This window comes from Paenibacillus sp. ACRSA, from assembly GCF_022346845.1.
GTDB lineage: Bacteria > Bacillota > Bacilli > Paenibacillales > Paenibacillaceae > Paenibacillus.
The window spans coordinates 606,528-631,080 of record NZ_JAKRNP010000001.1; the positions used below are offsets into that span (position 1 = coordinate 606,528).

Annotated in this window: 19 protein-coding genes; all 19 read right to left on the minus strand. The window is 44.9% G+C overall.

What is annotated here, in order from left to right:
* Positions 1–93: 93 nt before the first annotated feature.
* A complete protein-coding gene (murG, locus tag MH215_RS02830; protein ID WP_239287893.1) occupies positions 94–1,203 on the minus strand; it encodes an undecaprenyldiphospho-muramoylpentapeptide beta-N-acetylglucosaminyltransferase in 1,110 nt (369 codons plus the stop codon).
* Between the two features lie 5 nt (positions 1,204–1,208).
* Positions 1,209–2,306: a stage V sporulation protein E gene (gene spoVE / locus MH215_RS02835; RefSeq protein WP_056696147.1), complete on the minus strand. Its 1,098-nt coding sequence runs from the start codon at positions 2,304–2,306 to the stop codon at positions 1,209–1,211.
* Positions 2,307–2,354: 48 nt separating this feature from the next.
* Positions 2,355–3,776: a UDP-N-acetylmuramoyl-L-alanine--D-glutamate ligase gene (murD, locus tag MH215_RS02840; RefSeq protein WP_239287904.1), complete on the minus strand. Its 1,422-nt coding sequence runs from the start codon at positions 3,774–3,776 to the stop codon at positions 2,355–2,357.
* Between the two features lie 3 nt (positions 3,777–3,779).
* Positions 3,780–4,748, minus strand: a complete 969-nt coding sequence (gene mraY, locus MH215_RS02845; RefSeq protein WP_056696140.1) for a phospho-N-acetylmuramoyl-pentapeptide-transferase — start codon at positions 4,746–4,748, stop codon at positions 3,780–3,782.
* A 22-nt stretch (positions 4,749–4,770) separates the two neighbouring features.
* Complete coding sequence (locus tag MH215_RS02850) at positions 4,771–6,174, minus strand: UDP-N-acetylmuramoyl-tripeptide--D-alanyl-D-alanine ligase (protein WP_343224516.1); 1,404 nt, start codon at positions 6,172–6,174, stop codon at positions 4,771–4,773.
* Positions 6,174–7,661, minus strand: a complete 1,488-nt coding sequence (locus tag MH215_RS02855) for a UDP-N-acetylmuramoyl-L-alanyl-D-glutamate--2,6-diaminopimelate ligase (RefSeq protein ID WP_239287915.1) — start codon at positions 7,659–7,661, stop codon at positions 6,174–6,176. The genes MH215_RS02850 and MH215_RS02855 overlap by 1 nt, the downstream gene beginning before the upstream one ends.
* 124 nt (positions 7,662–7,785) lie before the next feature.
* Positions 7,786–9,750, minus strand: coding sequence for a stage V sporulation protein D (locus tag MH215_RS02860; RefSeq protein ID WP_056696136.1), 1,965 nt, complete (start codon positions 9,748–9,750; stop codon positions 7,786–7,788).
* Between the two features lie 104 nt (positions 9,751–9,854).
* A complete protein-coding gene (locus MH215_RS02865; RefSeq protein ID WP_239287927.1) occupies positions 9,855–12,185 on the minus strand; it encodes a penicillin-binding transpeptidase domain-containing protein in 2,331 nt (776 codons plus the stop codon).
* A gap of 16 nt (positions 12,186–12,201) precedes the next feature.
* A complete protein-coding gene (locus MH215_RS02870) occupies positions 12,202–12,609 on the minus strand; it encodes an FtsB/FtsL family cell division protein (protein WP_056696132.1) in 408 nt (135 codons plus the stop codon).
* Positions 12,610–12,637: 28 nt separating this feature from the next.
* Positions 12,638–13,588, minus strand: coding sequence for a 16S rRNA (cytosine(1402)-N(4))-methyltransferase RsmH (gene rsmH / locus MH215_RS02875; RefSeq protein WP_239287939.1), 951 nt, complete (start codon positions 13,586–13,588; stop codon positions 12,638–12,640).
* An 18-nt stretch (positions 13,589–13,606) separates the two neighbouring features.
* Positions 13,607–14,044 (minus strand): division/cell wall cluster transcriptional repressor MraZ, encoded by a 438-nt coding sequence (gene mraZ, locus MH215_RS02880; protein ID WP_056696128.1) that lies wholly within the window; start codon positions 14,042–14,044, stop codon positions 13,607–13,609.
* 273 nt (positions 14,045–14,317) lie between these two features.
* Positions 14,318–15,583: an adenosylhomocysteinase gene (locus tag MH215_RS02885; protein ID WP_056696126.1), complete on the minus strand. Its 1,266-nt coding sequence runs from the start codon at positions 15,581–15,583 to the stop codon at positions 14,318–14,320.
* Positions 15,584–15,626: 43 nt separating this feature from the next.
* The gene (gene bshC / locus MH215_RS02890) at positions 15,627–17,258 is read right to left on the minus strand and encodes a bacillithiol biosynthesis cysteine-adding enzyme BshC (RefSeq protein ID WP_239287949.1); all 1,632 of its coding nucleotides are present in this window, start codon (positions 17,256–17,258) and stop codon (positions 15,627–15,629) included.
* Positions 17,259–17,406: 148 nt separating this feature from the next.
* On the minus strand, positions 17,407–19,176 hold the full coding sequence (locus tag MH215_RS02895) for an ABC transporter ATP-binding protein (protein WP_239287951.1): 1,770 nt from the start codon (positions 19,174–19,176) through the stop codon (positions 17,407–17,409).
* Positions 19,177–19,194: 18 nt separating this feature from the next.
* Positions 19,195–20,076, minus strand: coding sequence for an ABC transporter permease (locus MH215_RS02900; protein WP_397339269.1), 882 nt, complete (start codon positions 20,074–20,076; stop codon positions 19,195–19,197).
* A gap of 47 nt (positions 20,077–20,123) precedes the next feature.
* A complete protein-coding gene (locus tag MH215_RS02905) occupies positions 20,124–21,056 on the minus strand; it encodes an ABC transporter permease (protein WP_239287955.1) in 933 nt (310 codons plus the stop codon).
* A gap of 189 nt (positions 21,057–21,245) precedes the next feature.
* A complete protein-coding gene (locus MH215_RS02910; RefSeq protein WP_239287957.1) occupies positions 21,246–22,946 on the minus strand; it encodes a peptide ABC transporter substrate-binding protein in 1,701 nt (566 codons plus the stop codon).
* A 151-nt stretch (positions 22,947–23,097) separates the two neighbouring features.
* Positions 23,098–23,472: a DUF3397 domain-containing protein gene (locus MH215_RS02915; RefSeq protein ID WP_056696115.1), complete on the minus strand. Its 375-nt coding sequence runs from the start codon at positions 23,470–23,472 to the stop codon at positions 23,098–23,100.
* Entirely contained in the window at positions 23,472–24,440 is a 969-nt protein-coding gene (locus MH215_RS02920) for a ketopantoate reductase family protein (RefSeq protein ID WP_239287959.1), read from the minus strand. Before MH215_RS02920 ends, MH215_RS02915 begins: the two co-directional genes overlap by 1 nt.
* Between the last annotated feature and the right edge of the window lie 113 nt (positions 24,441–24,553).

The window sequence follows — 24,553 nt, forward strand, 5'->3', positions numbered from 1 at the left end:
GGCTGGGCTACGACGCTGTGGAACGATTGTCACGATTTATACGGTATCTTATGTCAGTCCCGGCAGGTATGTGACAATCGCCCAGAACACACTTTAGCGGTGCACAGCGAGTCGCCGAATTTCATTCACAAGCACCTCGGCTGCATCGGGTTTGCCAAGCTGTTTGGATGCTGCAGCCATCTTCCTGCGAGCTCCTTCATCATTCATGATGCCAGCAATCGTTTCATAGAGTTTTAGACCCGTTAGATCCCTTTCCAACATCGTTATTGATGCTCCTCCACCTTCAAGCGTACGAGCATTCGCTTCCTGATGATTGTTCGTTACATTCGGCGAAGGGATAAGAATAGATGGAATGCCAAGTGACGTAATTTCCGCAAGGAATGACGCCCCTGCACGATTCACAATCAGGGAAGTACAAGCAAGCACTTCTGGCATATTGTGTACATAAGGCAATACATGCAGATGATTAGGCATCGTGCCGAGTGAACTTCGGATCGCTTCTCTTGTTTCATCGAAATAGGTATCGCCCGTTACGTATACGACATGAACATCATCCAGCTCAGCTAACCTAGGCGCCATATCTACCATTGCTTTATTGATTGCCTTGGCTCCGCGACTGCCCCCTACAACAAGGACAACGCGACTATCCATCGGAACACCTAACGTAGCAAAACCGCGGTTACGGCTTGCCTTAGCAACTGTCGTTGCACGCGGATTACCTGTATAGATAACTCGTTTAGCGCCAGAGAATGCTTTTTCAGCACCTTCAAAGCTAACCGCTACGGTATCCACATAACGTGTGAGGAACTTGTTAGTCAGACCTGGAATGGCATTCTGTTCGTGAACAATACATGGAATGCCTAGCTTGGCCGCAGCGTAAACGACTGGGCCGCATACATATCCACCCGTACCAATAACGACATCAGGCTTAAATTCCTTGAGCATTTTTTTGGATTTGCTTACACCTTGAATAAATCGCATGACGGTCTTCAAGTTGTCAATCGACAGTTTCCTACGGAAACCTGTAATGTCGATGGATTGAAACGGAATATTTTCTTGAGGCACCAGTTTGCTTTCCAAACCTCGGGTTCCTCCAATATATAAAAATGTCGAGTCGGGATTCTCCGCCTCCAATTGCCTTGCTATGGCAACAGCCGGATAGATATGTCCACCCGTACCGCCGCCGCTTAGAACGACTCGCATCGTATTCACCTCGCATAACGGGATAAGTTTAATAAAATGCCTAGAGCAGTAAGCATGAGTGTTAGAGACGACCCACCATAACTGATTAATGGTAGTGTAATCCCTGTAACAGGCATGAGCCCAATAACAACACCGATGTTAATGATCACCTGAACAGCAACCATACCTACAATCCCTACACCGAGCAAGCTGCCAAAAGCATCAGGAACAGTCATTGCTACACGCATACCTCTCCAGACTAATACTAGAAATAAAAGCAAAACAATTAATCCACCGATAAAGCCTAACTCCTCGGCCAAAATAGAAAAAATAAAGTCCGTTTGTGGCTCAGGCACATAACTGTACTTCTGACGGCTCATACCTAATCCAAGACCCGCGAGTCCCCCTGGCCCAATCGCATATAACGATTGAATAATCTGATAACCTGCGCCCAGTGGGTCAGACCATGGATCTAGAAAGGCTGTAATCCGTTTCAAACGGTAAGGTGCCGCCGCGATCAATGCCGCGAATCCAGCCACACCACCGAGAGCAAGGAACATTAAATGTTTCATGCGTGCACCTGCCGTAAACACAATTAACATGGATGCACCCATCATAACTGTGCCTGTCCCCAAATCGGGCTGCAGCATAATAATCCCAAATGCCAACCCCATCAATCCAAGCGGTGGTAACAAACCGGTAGTGAAGGTCTTGATTTTCCCAGGGTCTTTACTAAGCCAGTGTGCCAAAAATAATATCATGCCTAGCTTCATAAATTCGGAAGGCTGAATACCGAACGAACCAATGCCAAGCCAGCTCCGCGCTCCACCGCGAACAACACCAATGCCCGGAATCAGTACAGCAATCAGCATAATAAAACAGGCAATCAAAATCGGCTTCGCATACTTTCTCCAAACACGGTAATCCACATTTGCCGTTACCAACATAGCGGCAAGTCCAAGTCCTGCGAACAGAAGTTGTCTTTTGGCAAAGTAAAACGAATCCCCATAGTCGTGGAAAGCAAGCACCGAACCTGCACTGTATACCATAATAATGCCGATGGCAAGCAATGCCATAATACAAATCAGGAGCCAGAGATCTGGCGCCGGTCGCGACTGTTTCATCAGGAGGCCACCCCTTGCATGGAAGTAGGGGCTTTTCCACCCCCCTACTTACAAGTTATGCGCCGCCTCTTTAAAAATGCGTCCCCGCTCTTCATAGGATGCAAACATGTCCCAACTTGCGCATGCTGGTGACAAAAGAACTACATCACCTGGAGCCGCAAGGCGAGATGCTTCCTGCACTGCAGCGGTTAACGTCTTGGCAGCGTCCTCCTCATTATCGACGACCTTAATTTGCTTTAACCCAGCCAATTCAGCTACATGAGCGATTTTTGCACGATTCTCACCGAGTGCAACAACTGCCTTTACTCGTTCCTGGAAAAGTGGTAAGAGCTCCATCATATCTGAACCCCGATCGAGTCCCCCCGCTATAAGAACAACGGGCTCTTTAAAAGAATTCAGCGCCATAACCGTAGCTTTGGAATTGGTTGCTTTGGAGTTATTGAAGTATGTAGCACCGTCATGCTGCAATACATATTCCAGTCGATGTTCCACTCCCTTGAACTCCGTAAGAGGAGCTGCAAGCACAGCAGGATCGGCTCCAGCGGATACCGCTATAGCTACAGCTGCCAGCGCGTTCTCTACATTGAATCTGCCGGGAATACCGATGTTCTCCACATCAACAATCACATGACGATTACCTTGCTCATCCGCATAGATCACTTGACGCTTCACATCATCCTCTTCGCCATCCACATAAGGAGGTTCAGCATATACACCTACTTCTAGCGTCTCGGTCATGGAGAAAGGAAGCAGTTTGCTCTTGATGTAGGGTACAAGTCCACGACATACCGGATCATCCCAGTTCAGAATGGCGATATCATCCGATTGCTGATTGGAGAACAATTTGGCTTTGGAAGCCACATAATCATCCATATCCCCATGGTAGTCCAGGTGAGTCTCGGCTACATTGAGTAGACTAGCAATCCGCGGACGGAAATCGGTGGTACCTTTGAGTTGGAAGCTACTGAGCTCCACGACCATCCAATTATCGGCAGTGGCTTGTTGCGCTGCCTCGGAAAGCGGGGTTCCGATATTGCCAGCAACGATAGGCTGCAAGCCCGCGTGCTGAAGCATCTTACCTACCCATGTTGTCGTGGTGGTTTTCCCATTGGAGCCTGTAATTCCAATCATCGGAGCAGCACACAAGTGATAGGCAACCTCAACTTCTGTCACGACCTCAATACCTAAATTCAGTGCTTGCTGAACTGGTGGGGCTTGATAAGGAATCCCAGGATTCTTGACCACTAGCTTCACCTCGCTGTGAATCAGATCATCCGGATGCCCTCCGCATACAACAGAAATTCCCAAAGCCTCCAATTCGGATGCTTCGGGACACTGTTGTCTTTCTTTTTTATCATTCACTGTGACGATTGCCCCAACGTGATGCAGTACTTTAGCTACCTGCACACCACTCTTGGCAAGTCCTAGTACTACAACTTGTTGTCCGCGATACGATTCAGGATGGTTCATGATCTACAACCCCTTGTTGAGATAAAGTCCAAGAGCGGCCAGAATTGCGCCTACCGCCCAAAAGGTAATAACAACTCTCCATTCAGACCATCCACTTAATTCAAAGTGGTGATGAATGGGACTCATTTTGAACACACGTTTGCCTCGTGTCTTGAAAGATATCACCTGAATAACAACAGATAGAATCTCAATCACGAACACACCGCCGATAATGACGAAAAGCAGTTCTGTCTTGGTTACAATAGCTACTGCACCAATGGCTCCACCGATCCCAAGAGAACCGGTATCTCCCATAAATACTTTAGCAGGATGTGCGTTGTATACAAGAAAACCAAGTACAGCACCAATCATAGCAGCCGCACACACCGCAGCAGGCATTGAAGTGGCTTGCATTGCAACAATGGCGAATGCTCCGAAAGCTATGGCGCTAATTCCGGATAACAACCCATCTAGTCCATCGGTAAAGTTAACCGCATTGGTGATCGCCAGCATCATGAACACTACAAACGGATAATAGAACCATCCGGTCCAATCGAAGGAAACCGATGTCCCTGGGATAGAGATCGCCGTGCTGTGTCCATTTTGAATTAACAAGTAACACATCACTGCACTGAAGAACAACTGACCAAGCATTTTTTGTCTAGCTGTCAGTCCAAGCGAACGTTTAAATACGATTTTGATGTAATCATCTAAGAATCCAATCAGACCAAAGCCCAGTGTAGCTACAAGCAGGACATAAAAGTCTGTATTCTTAACTGCTGAAAATTTCAAAAATGCCAATGTGAACGCGAGCAAAATCACGACTCCGCCCATTGTAGGTGTTCCGCTTTTTTTGAGATGGCTCTGTGGGCCATCCTCCCTTACCTGCTGCCCGAATTTCATACGACGCAGCAATGGAATCAGGAGCGGTGCGGCAATCACCGCCAGAATAAATGAAACGCCGATTGTTAACAGTAATACCTGGAAATCCATGGGTTCACCCCTCTAGTCTACTTCATTTCTGTAATGGTGCTATTTTTAGTGCTTCGACCACGTCCTCAAGTTTCATCCCCCGGGAAGCTTTGAACAAGACAACATCTCTTGGCTGGAGCTTCTCCATAAGGTAACGGGTCAGTTCCTCTTTATTATCAAAAGCTAGAACGGCTTCCGCCGGCATATGCTGCTTAGCCCCTTCAGCGATACTTGCAGCAAGCGAGCCATATGTCAGTACCATATCCATCTTATCTGGAGTCACATACGCACCAATGCCATAGTGAAGCTCTTTCTCTTGTGGTCCTAGTTCAAGCATATCTCCTAGTACAGCGACTTTGAAACGATATCCTCGTAAACCTTCAAGAACGTCCACCGCTGCTTTCATCGAGGTTGGACTAGCGTTATAGGCATCGTTAAGTATCGTGAGTCCACTGGAGGACTGGAGTACCTCAATACGCATACCTGTGAGCTTTAATCGAGATAACCCCTCAGCAATCTGCTCCGATTTCACTTCGAAGTGACGCGCGACAGCAAGAGCTGCCAGACAATTCACCACATTATGAGTACCTAGCAGTGGAAGCGTATAGGCTGCTTCTCCCGATTGTTTACTCGTAAACACAACGCCACTCGGAGCATTCATGATGCCTGTTGGATAATCATCGTTATCGGTTTGAAGTCCAAATGTAACTCGCTGCATGTTATTTGGCTGTATCGTTGATGGTTCAGCCAGCACTTGAGCAATCAACGGCTCGTCTCCGTTGTAGATCAACACACCGCTCGACTTCATACCTGCCGCAATTTCAACTTTGGCTCTAGCAATCTCCAAACGAGATCCCAACTGAAGAAGATGAGATTCTCCGATATTCGTAATGATTGCCACATCAGGCTGGGCGATCTTGGATAGTACCTCAATTTCTCCCCGTCCGCTCATGCCCATTTCCAAAATAATAATTTCGGTGTCCTCGTTCATGGATAGAACAGTTAAAGGCAAACCGATATGATTATTAAAGTTACCTTGCGTTTTGTGTACTTTATAGGTCGTAGACAGAACCGCATCCACAATATCTTTTGTTGTGGTTTTACCATTACTGCCGGTAATGCCTACAACGGATGCACGACTCTCGTTCAGGTAAGCTGAAGCAAGCGCCTGTAGTGCGAGCAGCGTGTCTTCAACAAGGATGATCGCTCCTTGAGGAGCAGCCCCATGATCCTTTTGCCATAGCGCTGCTGCAGCTCCTGTCTCTAAACAGGTTGGCACAAATTCGTGCCCGTCAAACCTCTCACCCACAAGCGGAATAAACAAGCTGCCGACCGCTCGCTTACGTGAGTCTGTATATACGCCTTCTACAAGCGTCTCACCATATGCGGCAGCGTCACACAACGTTCCTCCGCACATCTCCGCCAATTGTGCCAATGTTCTTTTTATCAATTGGATTTGCCCCTTATCGCTTCTTTGGCTACGATTCGATCATCAAAATCGGTTTTGGTTGTGCCGATAATCTGGTAGGTTTCATGTCCCTTGCCCGCAATCAATACTACATCGGCTGGGCTTGCCATTTCAATAGCCTCATGAATAGCCTGACGTCGATCAACAATCATAACATAGCGATCCGCAGGAACGGATTCCTCAATCAGCCCTTGCTCAATGTCTTTAAGAATCAGGTCAGGATCTTCTGTCCGTGGATTATCAGAAGTAACAAAAACGATGTCGCTATATTCAGCAGCAATTTTGCCCATCAACGGCCGTTTCGTACGATCCCGGTCGCCCCCACAGCCAAATACGCAGATTACACGTCCTTCAGCAAATTCTTTGACGGTTCTTAACACATTCTCCAGTCCATCCGGTGTATGTGCGTAGTCGACAATGACTGCAAACGGTTGTCCCTCATCAACTGCCTCTACACGTCCATCTACCCCTGGCACAGTCTCCAGGCTACGTTTAATTTCTTCAAGAGGAATGCCCTCAATGAGTGCTGCAGCAATTGCAGCCATAGCATTATACACATTGAATTTACCAACCATACGTAGCGAAATGTCCGTGCTGCCTGCAAATGTATCCACATGGAATGCTGTACCCTGAGAAGTAATCGAAATTTGGGATGCACGTACGTCTGCATTGTCGCCCATACCATATGTAATCACTTCAGCCGCCGTAACAGAAATGAAATAAGCCGCTGCCGGATCATCCGCGTTAATGACCGCAAATTTCCGTTTGGAAGCTTCTTCGGCATAACCATTGCCTAGGCGGGCAAAGAACAAACCTTTCGCTGCGCGATATTCTTCCATGGAATGATGGTAATCTAGATGATCCTGTGTCAAATTGGTAAACACCGCTGTGCGGAATTCTGTCCCTTTTACACGCCCCTGTTCAAGAGCATGAGAAGAGACCTCCATGACGCAGCACTGCGTACCCGATTGTACCATATCATTCAAACTCCGCTGCAAATCAAGTGCTTCAGGTGTTGTGCCTGACATTGGATAAGTACGACCGGCATAACGCATTTGGATCGTACCAATCAATCCTGTATTTTGCCCATAGTCGCTCATGATTTTTTCGATCAAGTACGTGGTCGTTGTTTTACCATTCGTTCCTGTTACTCCAATCATATTCATCTTTTGACTTGGCGAGTCAAAAAAGAAATCAGCAAGCACAGCCATCGCTACTCGGCTATCTCTCACAAGAAGCTGTGGTACAGGTAGATCGAGTAGACGTTCCACAACTAGAGCTACAGCTCCTGCCTGTACAGCCTTCTCTGCATATTCATGCCCATCCACGGTATGTCCCGGAAGACAGATAAACAGATCTCCCGGTTGCACCTGACGAGAATCTGTCTGCAAGTTTAAGCACTCTGTATTGGGTTCACCATTCAGACGAGCAGTTATAAGTTTTGATGCAAGTTGTTTTAAGAGCACATGGATAACCTCACTTCTCAAAGTTTACTACTTCTGTATATGTCTTTATTATACTATCGTCATTATAACCAATTAATGAAACGCATCTCGATCAATTTTGTTGCGGTCAGGCCTTGATTGAGACTCAAGGCTCCTGACCTTCTTCTGCTGAATGATTATGAGCATCGTTGAGGACATCGCCCATATAAATTCGTATCGTTGAACCTTGATCAACACGTGCTCCAGGCTTGGGTGCTTGATTAATTACATATTTTCCGCTGCCGGACTTCGCGAGCATGAAGTTCATGTTCAGATCCTCATACAAGTCTTCAACGGTCGCGCCTGTTAGATCAGGTACGGTCACGATTTTTGTTTCACCATATTTATATTCTTTGGCAACTTGATCCTTACGCACAGGAACCTTCATATAGTGAAGCGCATCCTCCAAAATATTCTGTACGATCGGCGCCGCGACGACACCACCAAATTGAATCCCCTTAGGATTATCTACCGCAGTGTACACAACAATCTGTGGGTCATCAGCTGGGGCGAAGCCAATGAATGATACAATATGTTCACTCGAAGAATAACGACCATTTATAACCTTCTGCGCCGTTCCTGTTTTACCACCTACACGATAGCCATCAATAAAAGCTGGCCGACCAGTACCTTTTGCCACAACACTCTCTAATGCTTCACGCACTTGTTTGGACGTGTTCTCCGAAATGACTTGTCGCACTAGCTCTGGCTTGGCTTCCTCTATCACTTCACCTGTCTCAGGGTGAACCCACGCCTTGGTAACATAAGGCTTGTAGAGCTTACCGCCATTAATTGCAGCAGAGACTGCTGCAACTTGCTGGATCGGTGTCACGGATACACCTTGACCAAATGCAGTAGTTGCCAGCTCTACAGGCCCTACGCGTGAGAGCTTGAATAGAATACCACTCGCTTCACCACTAAGATCGATGCCCGTTTTGGTTCCGAATCCAAAGTTTTTAATATACGAGAAAAGAGATTCCTTCCCTAACTTTTGACCCAAAGCTACGAATCCCGGGTTACAAGAGTTCTCGACAACCTGTAAGAATGTCTGACTCCCATGCCCACCCTTCTTCCAACAGCGTAACCTTGCACCGCCAACCTCTACATAGCCTGGATCAAAAAACTGATCCTGCTGCAGATTCACTTTCTTCTCTTCCAGCGCTGCTGCTAATGTGATGATCTTAAACGTTGAACCTGGTTCATATGTCATCCAGATTGGCAGATTGCGGTTATAAATCTCAGCAGGATACTGTTGATAGTCAGCAGGCTCATATCCTGGTCTACTTGCCATCCCTAACACTTCACCCGTTTTGGGATTCATCGCTATGGCAAGTGCGGAGTTTGCTTGAAACTTGACCATTGCCTGATCTAACTCTCGCTCCATGATTGACTGAATGGATTTATCAATCGTCAACTCCAGATTCAGCCCGTCCCTCGGTTCCACATACTTCTCAGATGAGCCCGGCATTAGCCTTCCGGCCGCATCGGACAAGTAGGACACGCTGCCGTTCAAGCCATTGAGCTTATCATCATACTTTTTCTCTACCCCAGTTAAACCTTGATTGTCGATCCCAGTAAACCCAAGAATATGAGCAGCCAAATCACCATAAGGATAAAAGCGTTTATTGTCTTCTGCAACAACGATACCCGGAAGCTTCAAATCACGGATGCGTTGAGCTTTATCCATCGTAATTTTGCGGCCGCCGGGCTGTAGTCTGACAATGAGTTCTCTTTTCTTGATGGTTGCCAGCACTTTCTCTTCCGTCATGCCTAGCAGTGGAGCGAGTGCTTTTGCGGTGACCTCTGCTTCCTTCACCTGGGCAGGAATAGCCATAATAGTTGGGCTCGTCACATTATAAGCAAGCGAGGTTCCATTCCGATCCAGAATCTCTCCCCGTTTTGCCGAATATGGAATATTCCGACGCCACGATTCCTCCGCCTTAGCCGACAATTCTGGTCCCTTCCCGAGTTGTACATAAGCCAGTCGTATAACCAGAGCCGAAAACAAAAAGATTAAAACAACTAAACTCCATAACAGCCTGCGCCGTAAATTTACACTTGATCCCTTCACGAAAAAGATCCCCCCACTCGTCCCAAAATCATGACCTTCCTTACATTCATGAATATTCGGGACAACCAGGGGTTAGAACAAGCTCTATTTTAAATGCTATCGCGTTATGGAAGTGAACTGTCCGTTTGCTTACCTTCGGACGATTCGGTGTCACTTGAAGATGCATCGTTCTGATTGGACTGATTCGCCTCTTCGCCCTGCCCAGTAGCATCTGATTTTGAATCTTCGGCATTCTTATCGACTGCCGCGTCCGAAGAATCAGGAGCATCATCTGCAATACCCGTGACAGCCGCCTTGGCCGTTTGAAGTACCAACTGAACTGTACGCTGTTCACCTGATACCTGCTCCGTCTGTTTCACCACAAAGCCTTCTCCCTTAACGGTTACACCTACTTTAATTAAAGAGAGAACTTCAAGTGCATCTCGGAGAGAAGAACCCTTCAGATCCGGAATCTTCATCTTACTGCTTTCTTCCGTCAGCAGGTAGATGCGTTGTCCAGGATTCATTAAAGAACCAGCAGCTGGATACTGACGAATTACATTCTCGCCTTGACCTAATGTTTCATAGGCAATACCAGCATTCAGCAATTGACTTCTAGCTTGCTTCGCTGTTTTGCCAATCAGATCAGGAGCCTTGGATTGAATGACAGGAGCGGCTTTAGTTTTACTGTTCCCCGTTGAAACTGTTTCTTTGGGAATTCCCCAATATTGAAGGGTTTGGCTAACAATTTTCTTGAATACCGGAGCGGCAGCAGTTCCGCCTCCAATGTTAGCACCGCTTGGTTGGTCAATAAGAACCAACATCGCGATTTTGGGATTGTTCACAGGAGCGAAACCAATGAAGGAAACGACGTCCTTGGATTTGCTATATTCCTTGCCATCCCATTTTCTTGCTGTACCTGTTTTACCAGCTACTCGATATCCTTCGATATAGGCGTTACGTCCTGTACCAATCGTTTGGTCTGCCACAACCTGTTCTAAATAACCACTCACAAGTTTGGAAGACTCTTTCGAAATAACTTGACGAACTTCCTTCGGTTTAATAACCTCTGTCGTTCCATCATTCGGATTAATGATCTCTTTAACCAGATGAGGTGTCAGTAGTTTCCCACCGTTGGCAATCGCTGAAATAGCTGCCACCTGTTGGATTGGTGTAACTTGTACAAGACCATGACCATAAGCAGCCGTTGCAATCTCTGACTTATACACCAGTGGTTTAATTGGTGAAGCCGACTCACTTGGAAGATCAATCCCCGTCTTCTTACCGAAGCCAAACTGGTCAATGTAGTGACGTAACCGATCACCGCCCAGCATGTTATAACCGAGGTTAACAAACGCAATGTTACTTGAGCGTTTTACACCCTCCAAATATGAAATCCAGCCATATGCATGACCATTATCACTGATCGGATAACCGCCAATATAAACCCGTTTCGATTCAAAGGTCGCATTCGGATCGAATAACTTCTCTTCAACTGCGCCTGCTAAAGTAACAATCTTGAACGTGGAACCTGGCTCATAGATGGATTGCGTCGCATGGTTGATAAAGTTCTTCTGATCCGGTGTTTCACCATACGTATTCGGGTTAAAGGTTGGCCAGTTAGCCATACCTAAGATTTCCATCGTATTAGGATCTGCTGCAATGACAGTCATACTCAGCGGATTGTATTTAGCCACAGCTTCTTTCATGGCATCTTCAATATAATATTGAATCGTATCATCAATCGTAAGTTTCAACGTTTTACCATTCTTCGGTGGCAGATACGTGTCCTCAGAGCCCGGAAGTTTAATTCCTTTGGCATCCTTTTGGTAATTCAAATGCCCGTCAGTACCTGTCAATACATCATCATAAGACACTTCGAGCCCATTGACCGCTTTTCCATCACGATTCATATAACCTAGCAGATGTGAAGCAAGTGTCTCCTCTGGATAATAGCGCTTCGATTCCTGTGTCATTACAATAGCATTTCTTGCCTTATACTTTTCCTGCAACTCTTCCCGAAACTCATTTACTTTCGCTTGGAGGTCAGGTCCAATCTTGTACCCCTCACTGCGCACTTCACGTTGGGCATAGAATCCGCCATTATCTGGTTTCTTCGCTGTGACGATCGCACGCATTTCACTTTCATTTTTACCTAGTATAGAAGAGAGTCTACTTGTAACTTCATCCTCAATACCCAGCTCATTAATCAGTAGAGGGTTTACAGATACGGTGTATGCAGGCGCATCCGTTGCCAGTACATTACCGTTTCGATCTGTTATCGAACCTCGACTGGCTTTAATTGTCTGTTCACGTTCAATCAATCCGGAAGCTTCCTCTGTCCAGAATTCTTTATTCACAATTTGAATGAAGAAGATTCGAATCACCAGTACAAGAAAAAAGAGGGTAATACATCCCCCTATAAGTAGCGTGCGCATTTTTATTCTTTTTACCATCGGTACACCTCTTTACTTACTTTGCTGTATCCGAAGAAGATCCTGCGTTGGTTGAACGTGGTACATAAATTACGTTTTTGTCCGTCGCTTCAACGTAACCAAGTTCACGTGCATGTTCGATTACCAAATTGTTTAATTTCTCACGTTCCACTTGTAAATCAGCAATCGTTTTCTCAGCTTCTCTTACCTCGGATAACGTTGATTGTGCTTGTTTGTTCAGATCATAGATCTGAGCATAACGTGACATCATTAAACCGCCTACAACGATTACTGCCAACAAAGTGAGTAAGTATAGAAATTTTTCACGTGCGGGAAGTCCGGTACGACGCGTCACTACTTTCGTAGTTTCTTTGTACCGTTGCTGGGTCACACGCTGTTGAGACGCTTTTTCTTTTACAGCCAGATTACCACGTGTATATGCCATGCATAGGCTCCTCCTTCACTCTTTAAGTTTACAATTTCTCTGCTACGCGCAGTTTGGCTGAGCGTGCACGGGAATTTTCAGCTAATTCTGATTCCGTCGGAATCATAGGCTTCCTGTTGACTAAACGCAACGTTCCCTTACCGCCACACACGCATAAAGGGAAATCGGGAGGGCATGTACACTTCTCCAGATAACTGCTAAAAATCTGTTTGCATATCCTATCTTCAAGCGAGTGAAAGGTTATGACAGATACACGTCCACCTGGTGCTAGGCATCGAACGGCCTGATGCAAGCCTTCCTCAAATGCACCTAACTCATCGTTAACTGCAATTCGTAGAGCCTGAAAACTTCTCTTAGCAGGGTGTCCACCGGTACGACGAGCCGCCGCAGGGATCCCTTCCTTGATTAACTCGACAAGCTCACCTGTAGTTTCAATAGGCGATTGACTTCGCTTATCTACAATGACACGTGCGATTCTTCTTGAGAACTTCTCTTCACCATAACGATATAGGATCTGAGCAATTTCATTCTCTGGCCACTCATTTACGATTTCTTTGGCAGTCAAAAATGCATCCTGATCCATTCTCATATCGAGTGGAGCATCATGATTGTAACTAAATCCACGTTCTCCTTCATCAAACTGCGGTGAGGATACACCTAAATCGTACAAAATACCATCGACCTGTGGTACGCCATCCTTCTGTGGAATGTCCAGTTCCTTTAGAACTTGTTCCAAATCACGGAAGTTGGTTTTGACCAACGTTATACGGTCTCCATAAGCAGCTAACTTCTCACGTGCATTATCCAAAGCCCAATCATCCTGATCCAGTGCGATCAGACGTCCCCCTGGACCAAGCTTGGAAGCAATTACGGCACTATGTCCGCCACCGCCTAAAGTGCAGTCCACGTATATACCGTCCTGCTTGATGTTTAATCCCTCTGTTGCCTCTTCTTTGAGTACGGTTATGTGGTGAAACAACCTGCACCCCTCCTGACTTTATAAATCAAAATTAAAATCGACTAGCTTTTCGGCAATGTCGTTGAATACTTCTTCTGATTGATTAAAATAATTCTCCCAGATGTCTTTGCTCCAGATCTCTACCCGGTTCGATACACCAATTACAACACAATCTTTGTCTAGTTTGGCATATTCCCTTAGATTGCCCGGCAAATTTACCCTACCCTGTTTGTCTAAATCACATTCAGTCGCACCAGAGAAAAAAAATCGAGTAAATGCACGCGCATCTGACTTCATTAAAGGTAGTGCTTTGAGTTTCTGTTCCATGACCCCCCACTCTTCCATAGGGTACACGAAAAGACATTGATCCAACCCCCGTGTGACAACGAAAGACGATCCTAGAGATTCGCGGAATTTGGCAGGGATAATAACCCGCCCTTTATCATCAATGCTATGTTGGAACTCCCCCATAAACATTGGCCCACTCACTCCTCACCCGTTTCTCCCACTTTGCCCCACTTTCCACCACCTAAGCATAATAGATTCGCACTAAAAAATCAAAACCCTTCTTACTTGCTTGATTTTTTTTAATTTCAGCAAGTAAAAAAACGCCTCTGACCCTGCAACTCAGGATCAAAGACGTTTCCTTCTACGGGCAAATGAATATTTACCCGATTATGAGCCATATCATCAATACACTATTGTAGACCGTTTGAATCAGTTATTCAGCTTGTAATTACTGGGAAACGTCTAGAATTTCCAGCTGTCCAGATATTTTTCTTGCTCCGCGGAGAGTGAATCAATCGTAATATCAAGGCTTTCAAGCTTATAGCTAGCCACTTGTTGATCGATTTCATACGGTACATTAACCACATTTTTCCCAAGACTTGCATAGTTTTCACTCACATAGCGCAAACCGAGCGCTTGAAGTGCGAACGTAGTATCCATGATCTCAGCCGGATGGCCATCAGCCGCTCCCAAGTTCACAAGACGACCTTCTGCTAACAAGTACATCTTACGTCCATCTTTGAAGCGATATTCTTCAATGTTACGACGAACCGTGCGAATAGACTCGGAACGTTTAGCAAGCTCAGGCTTATTCACTTCGACGTCAAAGTGACCTGCATTACTTAGGATTGCACCATCTTTCATTACATCATAATGCTCACCTGTGATTACGTCTTTGTTTCCTGTAACTGCGATGAAGAAATCACCAATCTTAGCTGCTTCCACCATTGTCATCACGCGGAACCCATCCATGTGCGCTTCTACTGCTTTGATTGGGTCAATCTCGGTTACGATAACATTCGCTCCGAGCCCTTTGGCACGCATAGCTACACCTTTTCCACACCAGCCATAACCTGCAACCACGACGTTCTTGCCTGCAACGACCAGGTTGGTCGTACGGATAATTCCATCAAATGCAGACTGACCCGTGCCATAGCGGTTATCGAACAAGTATTTGCAATAAGCGTCATTAACTGCAACCATCGGGAATTGCAATTGACCTTCTTTCGCCAATGCTTTCAAACGGATAATACCTGTTGTCGTTTCCTCTGCACCACCACGAATCGTGGCAGCAAGGTCAGGACGTTCTGATGCAATAATCGTAGCAAAGTCGCCACCATCATCTATGATGAGATCAGGCTTCACTTCAAGAGCGCGAAGTTGAAGTTGTTTGAACTCCGCAGGCTCTGGATTGTATTTTGCATATACCGTTACACCGTCTTCAACAAGAGCGGCGCACACATCATCCTGCGTGGACAATGGGTTACTGTGGGTAATCGTCACTTCTGCCCCACCAGCCTGAATGACTTTAGCAAGATAAGCCGTTTTGGCTTCAAGGTGCAAGCAGATCGCAACTTTTAGTCCTTTAAATGGAAGGTCCTGCTCAAATTGACGACGAATCCGGTTGAGCACAGGCATATGTGCCTCGACCCAATCAATTTTCAAATGTCCTTCTGGAGCAAGCCCCATGTCTTTCACAATACTATTTTGCAAAGCGGGTGTTGTCATTACAGATCCTCCTTAGTTTATATTCCTTCTATTATAAAGAGCGTTACAGTGAGATCACTTGATGTTGCCCCCGGAATTCACGCTGATCTTGAATCAATTCTTCAATCCACTCGGTTCCGTAGCGGTTCAGATAATAGAGCGCATTATGTACGCGTTCTTGTGGTTTATTCATTGGGAACAGAGCATTTTGTATGCCATTCCAATGTCTAAGCCCAACCTGATGTTTAAGTGAAATCGCTTTGTTCGTCTGGTTTTGCAAATACTGAATTTGTTCGTTGATTTTTCTTAAATTCGTATCACAGATTCGATCCAAACCGGGATGAATTGCAGTAATTTGGTCAAGCAAAGGACGATAGATATCAGCAATCGCCTGACTAGCCTGGCTGAATTGTTCCTCTACCTGAAACGTCTCTTGACCAGCAAGCCACTGATCACGTTTTTCTTCGAGATGGTATTGCACATCTTGGAAAGAAAGCCCGTACTGATTCATATGTTTCTGATGAACATCCTCAAGGATGGTAAATGACAAACGTGGTAACAGAATCGGCATCTGAAGACCAAACTGTGTAAATGCAGTGCGTGTCAAACCCCAATAGGAGATCTCACCTTGCCCCAAAATAACAGCGACAACAGGCAGAATCGAATCCTGCATTAACGGACGGGTAAGTACGTTATTACTGAATCTTTCGGGGTGTTCCGCCAGTTCTTGTAACAAGCGTTCTTCTGAGAAGGAAACCAGACCTTTCCGATCCGTGTATAGACCGTCCTTCAAAAGCAACAACAGGCGTGCTCCTCCATGAATGTAAAACAAGTTGGCACCGTCGTCTGCTACTTCTGCTGGCATGTCGTAGCCTGCTTCTTTCACTAATGAAGCTCCGTGAAGATAAGCCTCACGCAATATATCATTTTCACGGATGATCCGTTCAAAAACGGGTTGCTCTAATTGGCGAAGATCCGGCGAAGCAGCATCCATCAGGATAAGTCCACTTTTGCCAAACAACGCAGCGATCAATCGAGCAAAAGCGTCACTAAGGTTGGAACTTGAGTTATGGATATCAACGAGCAGTTTCATTAAGCTCGGTTTATGTACCGTGTCAGGTAATAGATGCTCTACCTGCTCAATTGAAGCCATCCATTGTTCTGTGTCAACCTTCACGTTACTGACCGAATCACGCCCTTCAAAGCGTCCATGCAGCTTCAGCTTCACGATATCGCCTTGGGTATCCGGTAAATAGGTGTGGTTAACCTCATCCCAGTCATGATCTTCTCCCGCAATCCAGAAGACGGGTACAACCGGGCGCTGTAATCTAGTCTCAGCTTCACGCGCAGCTGCTACTACAGTGGCTGCTTTGTAAATAACGAACAAGGGTCCTGTCAACAATCCACTCTGCTGACCCCCTGTGACTACCAGCGCATTCTCGTCAGCTAAACGATCGAGTGATCGTTGCACAGCATCATCAGGGTTTAATCGCTTATTATATATACGTAGATATTCTACTAAGTCCTGACGGTTAATACGTGTGTCTTCCGATTGGTCGAGCCATCCGGCACGTCTATCCAGTTCAGATTCCCAGTGAATGTCATACTCATAAAGGCCACGCGCAGCATCACGTGAACAGATGTAGTCTTCTGCAAGCCGTGATCCGCTGCGGAGCGCCTCTGTAACACCTTTCATGAGGTCTGCCTCCTATTCTGCTTCAAAGCCTTTCTTGATTGTACCGAATCCAATGCCTCTTCGTCAAAAGAAAGTCACAAAAACTACAAAAAAACCGCCGAACAAGTCGACGGTTTAAGATACATAGATAAGTCCAGTTACGATTGGTTTATACGTAAGGCTCTGAAACCCAATGACCTTTGGAAACTTCAATTAATTGAGCATTTTCCAGGTTATAAGGATCGTTTACAGGGCCATTACCTGCATTCTGGATTGGGCCAGCTTGCTCATCCGGCAACAAAATACGACGTTTGTTTGCTTCAACTTCCGGATCAGGTACCGGAATTGCTGACAGCAACGTTTTCGTATAAGGATGGATCGGATTAGCGTAGAGCTCTTCACTTTCAGCAAGCTCAACCACTTTACCCATATACATAACCGCTACGCGGTCACTGATATGTTTAACCATAGACAAGTCATGCGCAATAAAGAGATACGTCAAGCCAAGACGTTGTTGGAGCTCTTCCAACAGTTTAACGACTTGCGCTTGGATCGATACATCCAATGCTGACAGTGGCTCGTCACAGATGATGAATTTAGGGTCTACAGCCAAGGCACGGGCAATCCCGATCCGTTGTCTTTGACCACCAGAGAATTCATGTGGGTAACGAAGCGCATGGCTAGGATTCAAGCCTACCAGATCAAGCAACTCTTCAACCCGTTTCTTACGCTCAGCCCGGCTGGAAGCCAAACCGTGGATATCTAGGGATTCACCAATAATATCCATAACGTTAAAACGAGGGTTCAAGGATGCATAAGGATCTTGGAAGATCATCTGCATGTCTTTACGCATTTCTTTCATCTTACGTGGAGACAGCTTGTAGATATCTGTTCCGTTAAAGTTAACATTTCCGCCAGTTGGTTCATAAAGGCGCAGAATAGTACGACCTGTTGTAGATTTACCACAACCAGATTCGCCTACAACACCAAGTGTTTCGCCTTCAAAAATATCAAAGCTAACATCATTAACCGCCTTAAGAATGTTACCTTTACCCAAATTGAAGTATTGTTTCAAGTTCTTCACTTGAACTAGCGGCTTGTTGGCACCTTTGATAATACCAGCCGGTGCAGGTTTTTCTTTCTTAGGCTCATCCAAGCGTGGTAGAGCGTTCAGCAACTTGATCGTGTATGGATGTTGAGGATTGCTAAAGATTTCGGCAGTTGTTCCTGTCTCAACCACTTCGCCTTCCTTCATAACAACGACACGGTCACACATACCAGCAACTACACCAAGGTCATGGGTAATCAGCATGATCGATGTTCCGAGTTTTTGCTGCATATCCTTCATAACATCCAGAATTTGCGCCTGAATCGTAACGTCGAGTGCTGTTGTTGGCTCATCCGCGATGAGAAGAGATGGACGGCACGCCAGCGCAATCGCGATCATCGCACGTTGACGCATACCACCAGAGAATTGGTGTGGATAATGGTTCATACGAATATCCGCATTTTTGATTCCCACGAGCTCCAACATTTCCAGGGCGCGTTTTTGTGCTTCTTTCTTGGACATATTCTGGTGCTTACGCAGAACTTCAGTGATCTGTTTACCTATTTTAATTGTAGGATTCAATGAAGTCATTGGATCTTGGAAGATCATACCGATATCTTTACCACGAATGGCTTCCATTTGTTTGTCTGTTTTATTTAATAGGCTTTGCCCGTGAAAAGTAATTTCTCCACTTTTGACCTTCGAAGGCGGGGAGGGAATCAACTTCATGATCGTTTGAGCGGTAACACTCTTACCACTACCCGATTCACCAACGATTCCCAACGTCTCTCCTTTGCCAAGTTCAAAACTTACATTTTTAACGGCATCAAATTCTCCAGAACGTGTCGTAAAGGACACGCTCAAATCTTTGACAGTTAAAATCGGCTCCATTATTCCCACCTCCTATTTCTATTTACGTAATTTCGGATCAAGTGCATCGCGTAGACCATCACCGAGCAAGTTAAATGCTAACATCGTCATAACCATCAAACCTGCTGGGAACCACATCCGCCATGGGAACAGTGTCCAACCTGTCAATGCATCATTAATCATTGAACCTAGTGAAGATCTCGGTGCAGATACACCTAGTCCGAGGAAGCTCAAGAAAGCTTCGGCGAAGATCGCATTTGGAATAGACAACGTCAATGTTACGAGAATTGGCCCGATTGCATTAGGCAGCAAATGACGGAACAATTGACGAGTAGTACTTGCACCCATGGAACGTGCCGCGAGAATAAAGTCTCTGTTCTTGAGTTGCATAATCTCTCCACGGACAATCCATGACATACTGATCCAGCCCGTAATGGTGAGTGCAATGATAATGGTAGTCAAACTTGGCTCCAATACAACCAACAACAGGATTACTACCAGCATGTACGGCAAGGAATAAAGAATTTCGGAAAACTTGTTCATAATTCCATCTACACGTCCACCGTAGAAGCCCATGATCGCCCCATAAATAACACCGATAATAAGGTCAATCAAGGCTGCTGCCAAACCTACAGTAAGGGATACACGTGCGCCGACCCAAGTTCTTACCCAAACGTCACGACCAAGCTCGTCCGTTCCGAACCAGTGCTCCGCACTCGGTGCTGAGTTGGAATTCATCAGATCATTGGAATAATAGTTATACTGAGTAAACAACGAAGTTGGACCAATTATAGAGAAAATCACGACAAGAATTAAGATACCTAGACTAATCATTGCGGCTTTATTGGCTGCAAGTCTATACATAGCATCTTTAAAAAGAGATATGCTTTCTTGCGACTTAACCGCTGCCTGACTGTTCAGGTCAGTGTTAGCCGTTTCATTTTTTTTATTGTTCGTGCCAGACAACGTTATGCCCCCTTCCGGCTTTCCAGCTTAATTCTAGGATCAATTAGCACGTATGCAATATCTGTGAAGAAACGTGCTAACATCAGGAGAATACCATAGAAGATCGTAATCCCCATGATCATTGTGTAATCACGGTTTGTGATACTTTCTACGAATACTTTACCAATACCACCAATGTTAAAGATTTGCTCAATTACAACAGAACCTGTAATGATATTCGCTGTCATTGGACCTACATAAGTTACGACCGGGAGAATACCGTTACGTACAACGTGTCTGAACATAATTGCAGGCCATTTCAGACCTTTAGCTTTTGCTGTTTTGATGTAATCAGCATGAAGAACTTCCAGCATGCTTGAGCGTGTCAAACGTGCGATAAAGGCAATCGGAGATGCAGATAGAGCTGCAACCGGGAGCACATAGTCGAGTGGTCCGTCGAAGCCCATTACGTTAAACCATCCGAGTTTGGATGCAAAAATGTATTGCAATAGGGACGCTAACAAGAAGCTTGGTACCGCGATCCCAATAACAGCAAGCACCATCGTGACATCATCAATGAGTTTACGGTGATATACTGCTGCGATTAGACCAAGCAGTACACCCACTATAACTGAGATAATAATTGCAAAAACACCCAGTTTAAGTGACGCTGTAAACGTTTGAGTAATCATGTCGCTTACTTCTTGGTTCAGGTATTTCATAGAAACCCCGAAATCCCCTTGAATGATACCACCCATGTACTTCAAGTATTGAACAAACATAGGCTTGTCTAATCCATACTTCACTTCTAGTAGTGCCCGAATTTCAGGCGTTACTTTTTTCTCGGATGTAAAAGGGTCACCCGGAATGGCCTTCATTAGGAAGAAGGTTGCTGATGCGAGTATGAAAAGCGATAGCAGCATAAATAACAGTTTTTTCAGCACGTACTTAACCAACCCTTGCACACCTCCAAAAACAATATTTTGTATACAAATCGATTGTAGAATTAGACAACAATAAAGTCCAATCCATTTATCGGAAATTTCAAGAATTATAAGGAAAATCAGTTCACATACAAAAAAATCGGGATATATATGGAATTCCACATATATATCCCGAAGTAATCATATAGACTTCAGAACAACTTATTTCTCTTCCAGATATGCACGAGTGAAGTCAATTGCTCCACTGAAATCAAGTTGTACGCCTTTCAGGTAAGGCTTAGTCAAAGATACGTTAGTGTAGTAGTAGATTGGCATTACAGCCATTTCATCTTGAACCAGGATTTTTTCAGCGTCAGCGAAAGCAGCCATACGAGCAGCTGCATCAGCAGATTTTACAGTGTCTTTTACATCTTTGTCATACTGAGCATTGCTGAACTTGGAATCGTTGTTTGTGTTTCCAGTAGTCCACATTTCCAAGAAGTTGTACGGGTCATTATAGTCTGCAGACCAACCTGCACGTGCGACTTGGAAGTTTTGATTTTGACGGTTCTCAAGGAATACGCCCCACTCTTGGTTTTCAGTTTTCACATCAACACCAAGGTTTTTCTTCCACATATCAGCGATAGCCAAAGCGATTTTCGCATGGTTGTCACTTGTGTTGTAGATCAAAGTAACTGCAGGCAACGTAGTGTAACCTTCTTCTTTCATACCTTCTTCAAGCAATTTTTTAGCTTCTTCTACATTTTCAGTGAAGTAGTCATCTTTGTGCTCATCACGGAATTCGCCGTTTTCACCGCGGATACCTGGAGGTACGAAACCGAATGCTGGAATTTGTCCACCTTGTGTTACTTTGTCAACGATTGGTTGACGGTCGATCGACATTGCAAAAGCTTTACGGATTTTAACGTTGTTAAATGGAGCTTCATTTACGTTAAATTGATAGTAGTACGTACTTGCAATACCAGTAGCTTTGAACTCATCTGGCAATTCTGCTTTCACAGAAGGAATTTGGTCAGTTGGAATTTCACCGTTAGGTGCACCTGTGTAATCCAATTGTCCGGATTTGTAAGCTTGCAGTTCAGAAGCACTGCTGCTTGTCAGGGACATATCGATTTGTGTCAATTTAATATCAGATGCTGCATGGTAGCCATCGTTTTTCTTAACTACGATTTTTTGACCTTTAGCGTACGTATCCATAGTGAATGGTCCGTTAACGATCATGTTTTTGTAGTCTGTGAAGAATTTGTCATTTGTATCAGCAGACTGGTGTACTGGGTAGTACGTATAGAATGCTGTCAGACCCAAGAAGTAAGGTGTAGGGTTTTCCAAAGTAACTTCAAGCGTATGCTCGTCTGTTGCTTTAACACCTACTTGTGCGAAGTCTGTAACTTTAGTACCTTCGAATGTTTCATCAGAGCTGCGGTTGTAACCTTCAGCGCCTTTGATGTAGTACAATTGGTAAGCGTAAGGAGAAGCAGTTTCTGGTTTCAATGCACGCTCCCAAGAACGAACAAAGTCTTCAGCAGTGATTGCATCACCGTTGCTCCATTTTGCTTCCGGGTTCAGGTTGAAAACATATTTCAAACCATCTTCGGAAATTTTCCAGTCAGTTGCAACGCCAGCTTGTTCTTTACCATCAGCATCGATGCGTACAAGACCTTCATACAAGAATTTCAAAACTGTGTTGGTTTGGCTGTCTTTTGCTTGAGCCGGGTCCAACGTAGGAGGTTCAGCTGTCAGGTTGATTTTCAGCACTTGATCTTTTGCAAGACCATTACTTTCGCTTGCAGAACCAGTATCGGTGTTGTTACCTGTGCCTTCATTTTTCGATCCGCACGCTGCAAGTACGGTACCGAACGCCAAGATCAGCGTCAAAAGGACTAATAGACTTTTCCTTTTCATCTAACACTTTCCCCCTAAATTGATGTGGTTTATGTTTATAGATTATACAACCACCGGTCAAAAAAATCTACATTACTTTTTCAGAAAGTAATGTTTTTTTCATTTTTCGACAAAATCGACACATTTTTTAACCCTTTTGCGTTATGTAACCTCACATCTGTTTCATGAAATATCTAAATAGTCCAAATATAGTAAACAAAACATAACCAAAACTCATCATTACAAATGCCATACGCCAAACTGCCCGGAACATTCGTCCCCCATCGACCTTACCTTTTAGTCGATTTTGCGCCCCTCCTACCAATCCAAGTGCTATTAGTATGAAAATAAGCGTCAAATAAAAACCAAAATTCATCTCGAATGTTAAGTTGAATAACGCAGATACAGAGAAAATTAGAAATAGCGTTGTAACATCCATAGCTTTTCGAACCGCAACCCGTTTATCCTTTTTCCAAGCATACATAACCCAATATACAATAATGAAAGGAAAGAAGGGCAGTATACTCAACGTGATAAAAAAGCTCATCAATTCACTCCTTCCGGATGCATAGCTTTGATTAAATGCAGCAATGTTTCATGCAACGGAGCAGTCAGTCCACACTGATGCGCCAAATTTACGACTTGCCCATTGATGGAGTCAATCTCAGTACGACGTCCTTCCAGAACATCCGCAAGCATAGAAGAGGTATTCGAAGCTGTCGTCTGGCATACGTTCAACAGTTGTTCCCACAGATCTGCATCCGCCGTAATTCCGCTTGCTCTGTATATTGTGATTGCCTCATCATATAGCTGGCGCATAATCGTGGTGCGTTCTTTATTTAGAAGTAATTCGCCGTTCGGTACTCGCCAGACTGCCGTAAGTGGGTTAATGACTGCATTGATAATCAACTTCCTGTATATCAGCTTATCGATTTGATTCGACACTGTACAGTCAAATCCTGCCTGTTGTATAGTGTGCACCAAACTTATTAGTCCATTCTCTCCTGCATGTCCTATATGACGCGGTGAAGCCTCCTCACTTAGACCAATCCAAGTCTGTCCTTCACCTGCACGGATTACCTCGTTACCTACTCTTTTGGCTCCTTCTGTAGTGATTGCGCTATGTATAGTAGCTCTTTGCATAGCTTTTTGTAATTTTGCCACATGTCCAATCCCATTTTGGAAACATATGATATTGAGTGGTTCCTTACTTATAGACTTAATGTCATGGATAATATCATCCATTGCCGTCTGCTTCACCATCAGGAGTAACCAACTCCCAGGTGAATGTGCCCATGTTTCGGCCAACTTCTTAATGCAATGGGCCTGAATATCAGCTCCGCTTATGCTCAGTGCTTCTGCTTCGTTAGGCTCTGTAATTTGCAAACCAAGCCTCTTCATGTTGGATGCTTGCTCAGAAGTTCGAGTCCAATAACGTACCTGGTGACCAGCAGCCTGCAGTTTACTTCCGTACAATAATCCAAGTGATCCTGCGCCTATAATGTCAATAATCATACGACACCCTCCTCTCGCCATTATCATACCTTAGATTAGATCTATATATCATAGAACAAAACGATTAAACAAAAAACCCGTGCACGCTGCCGTATCTAACGGAAATGTGACGG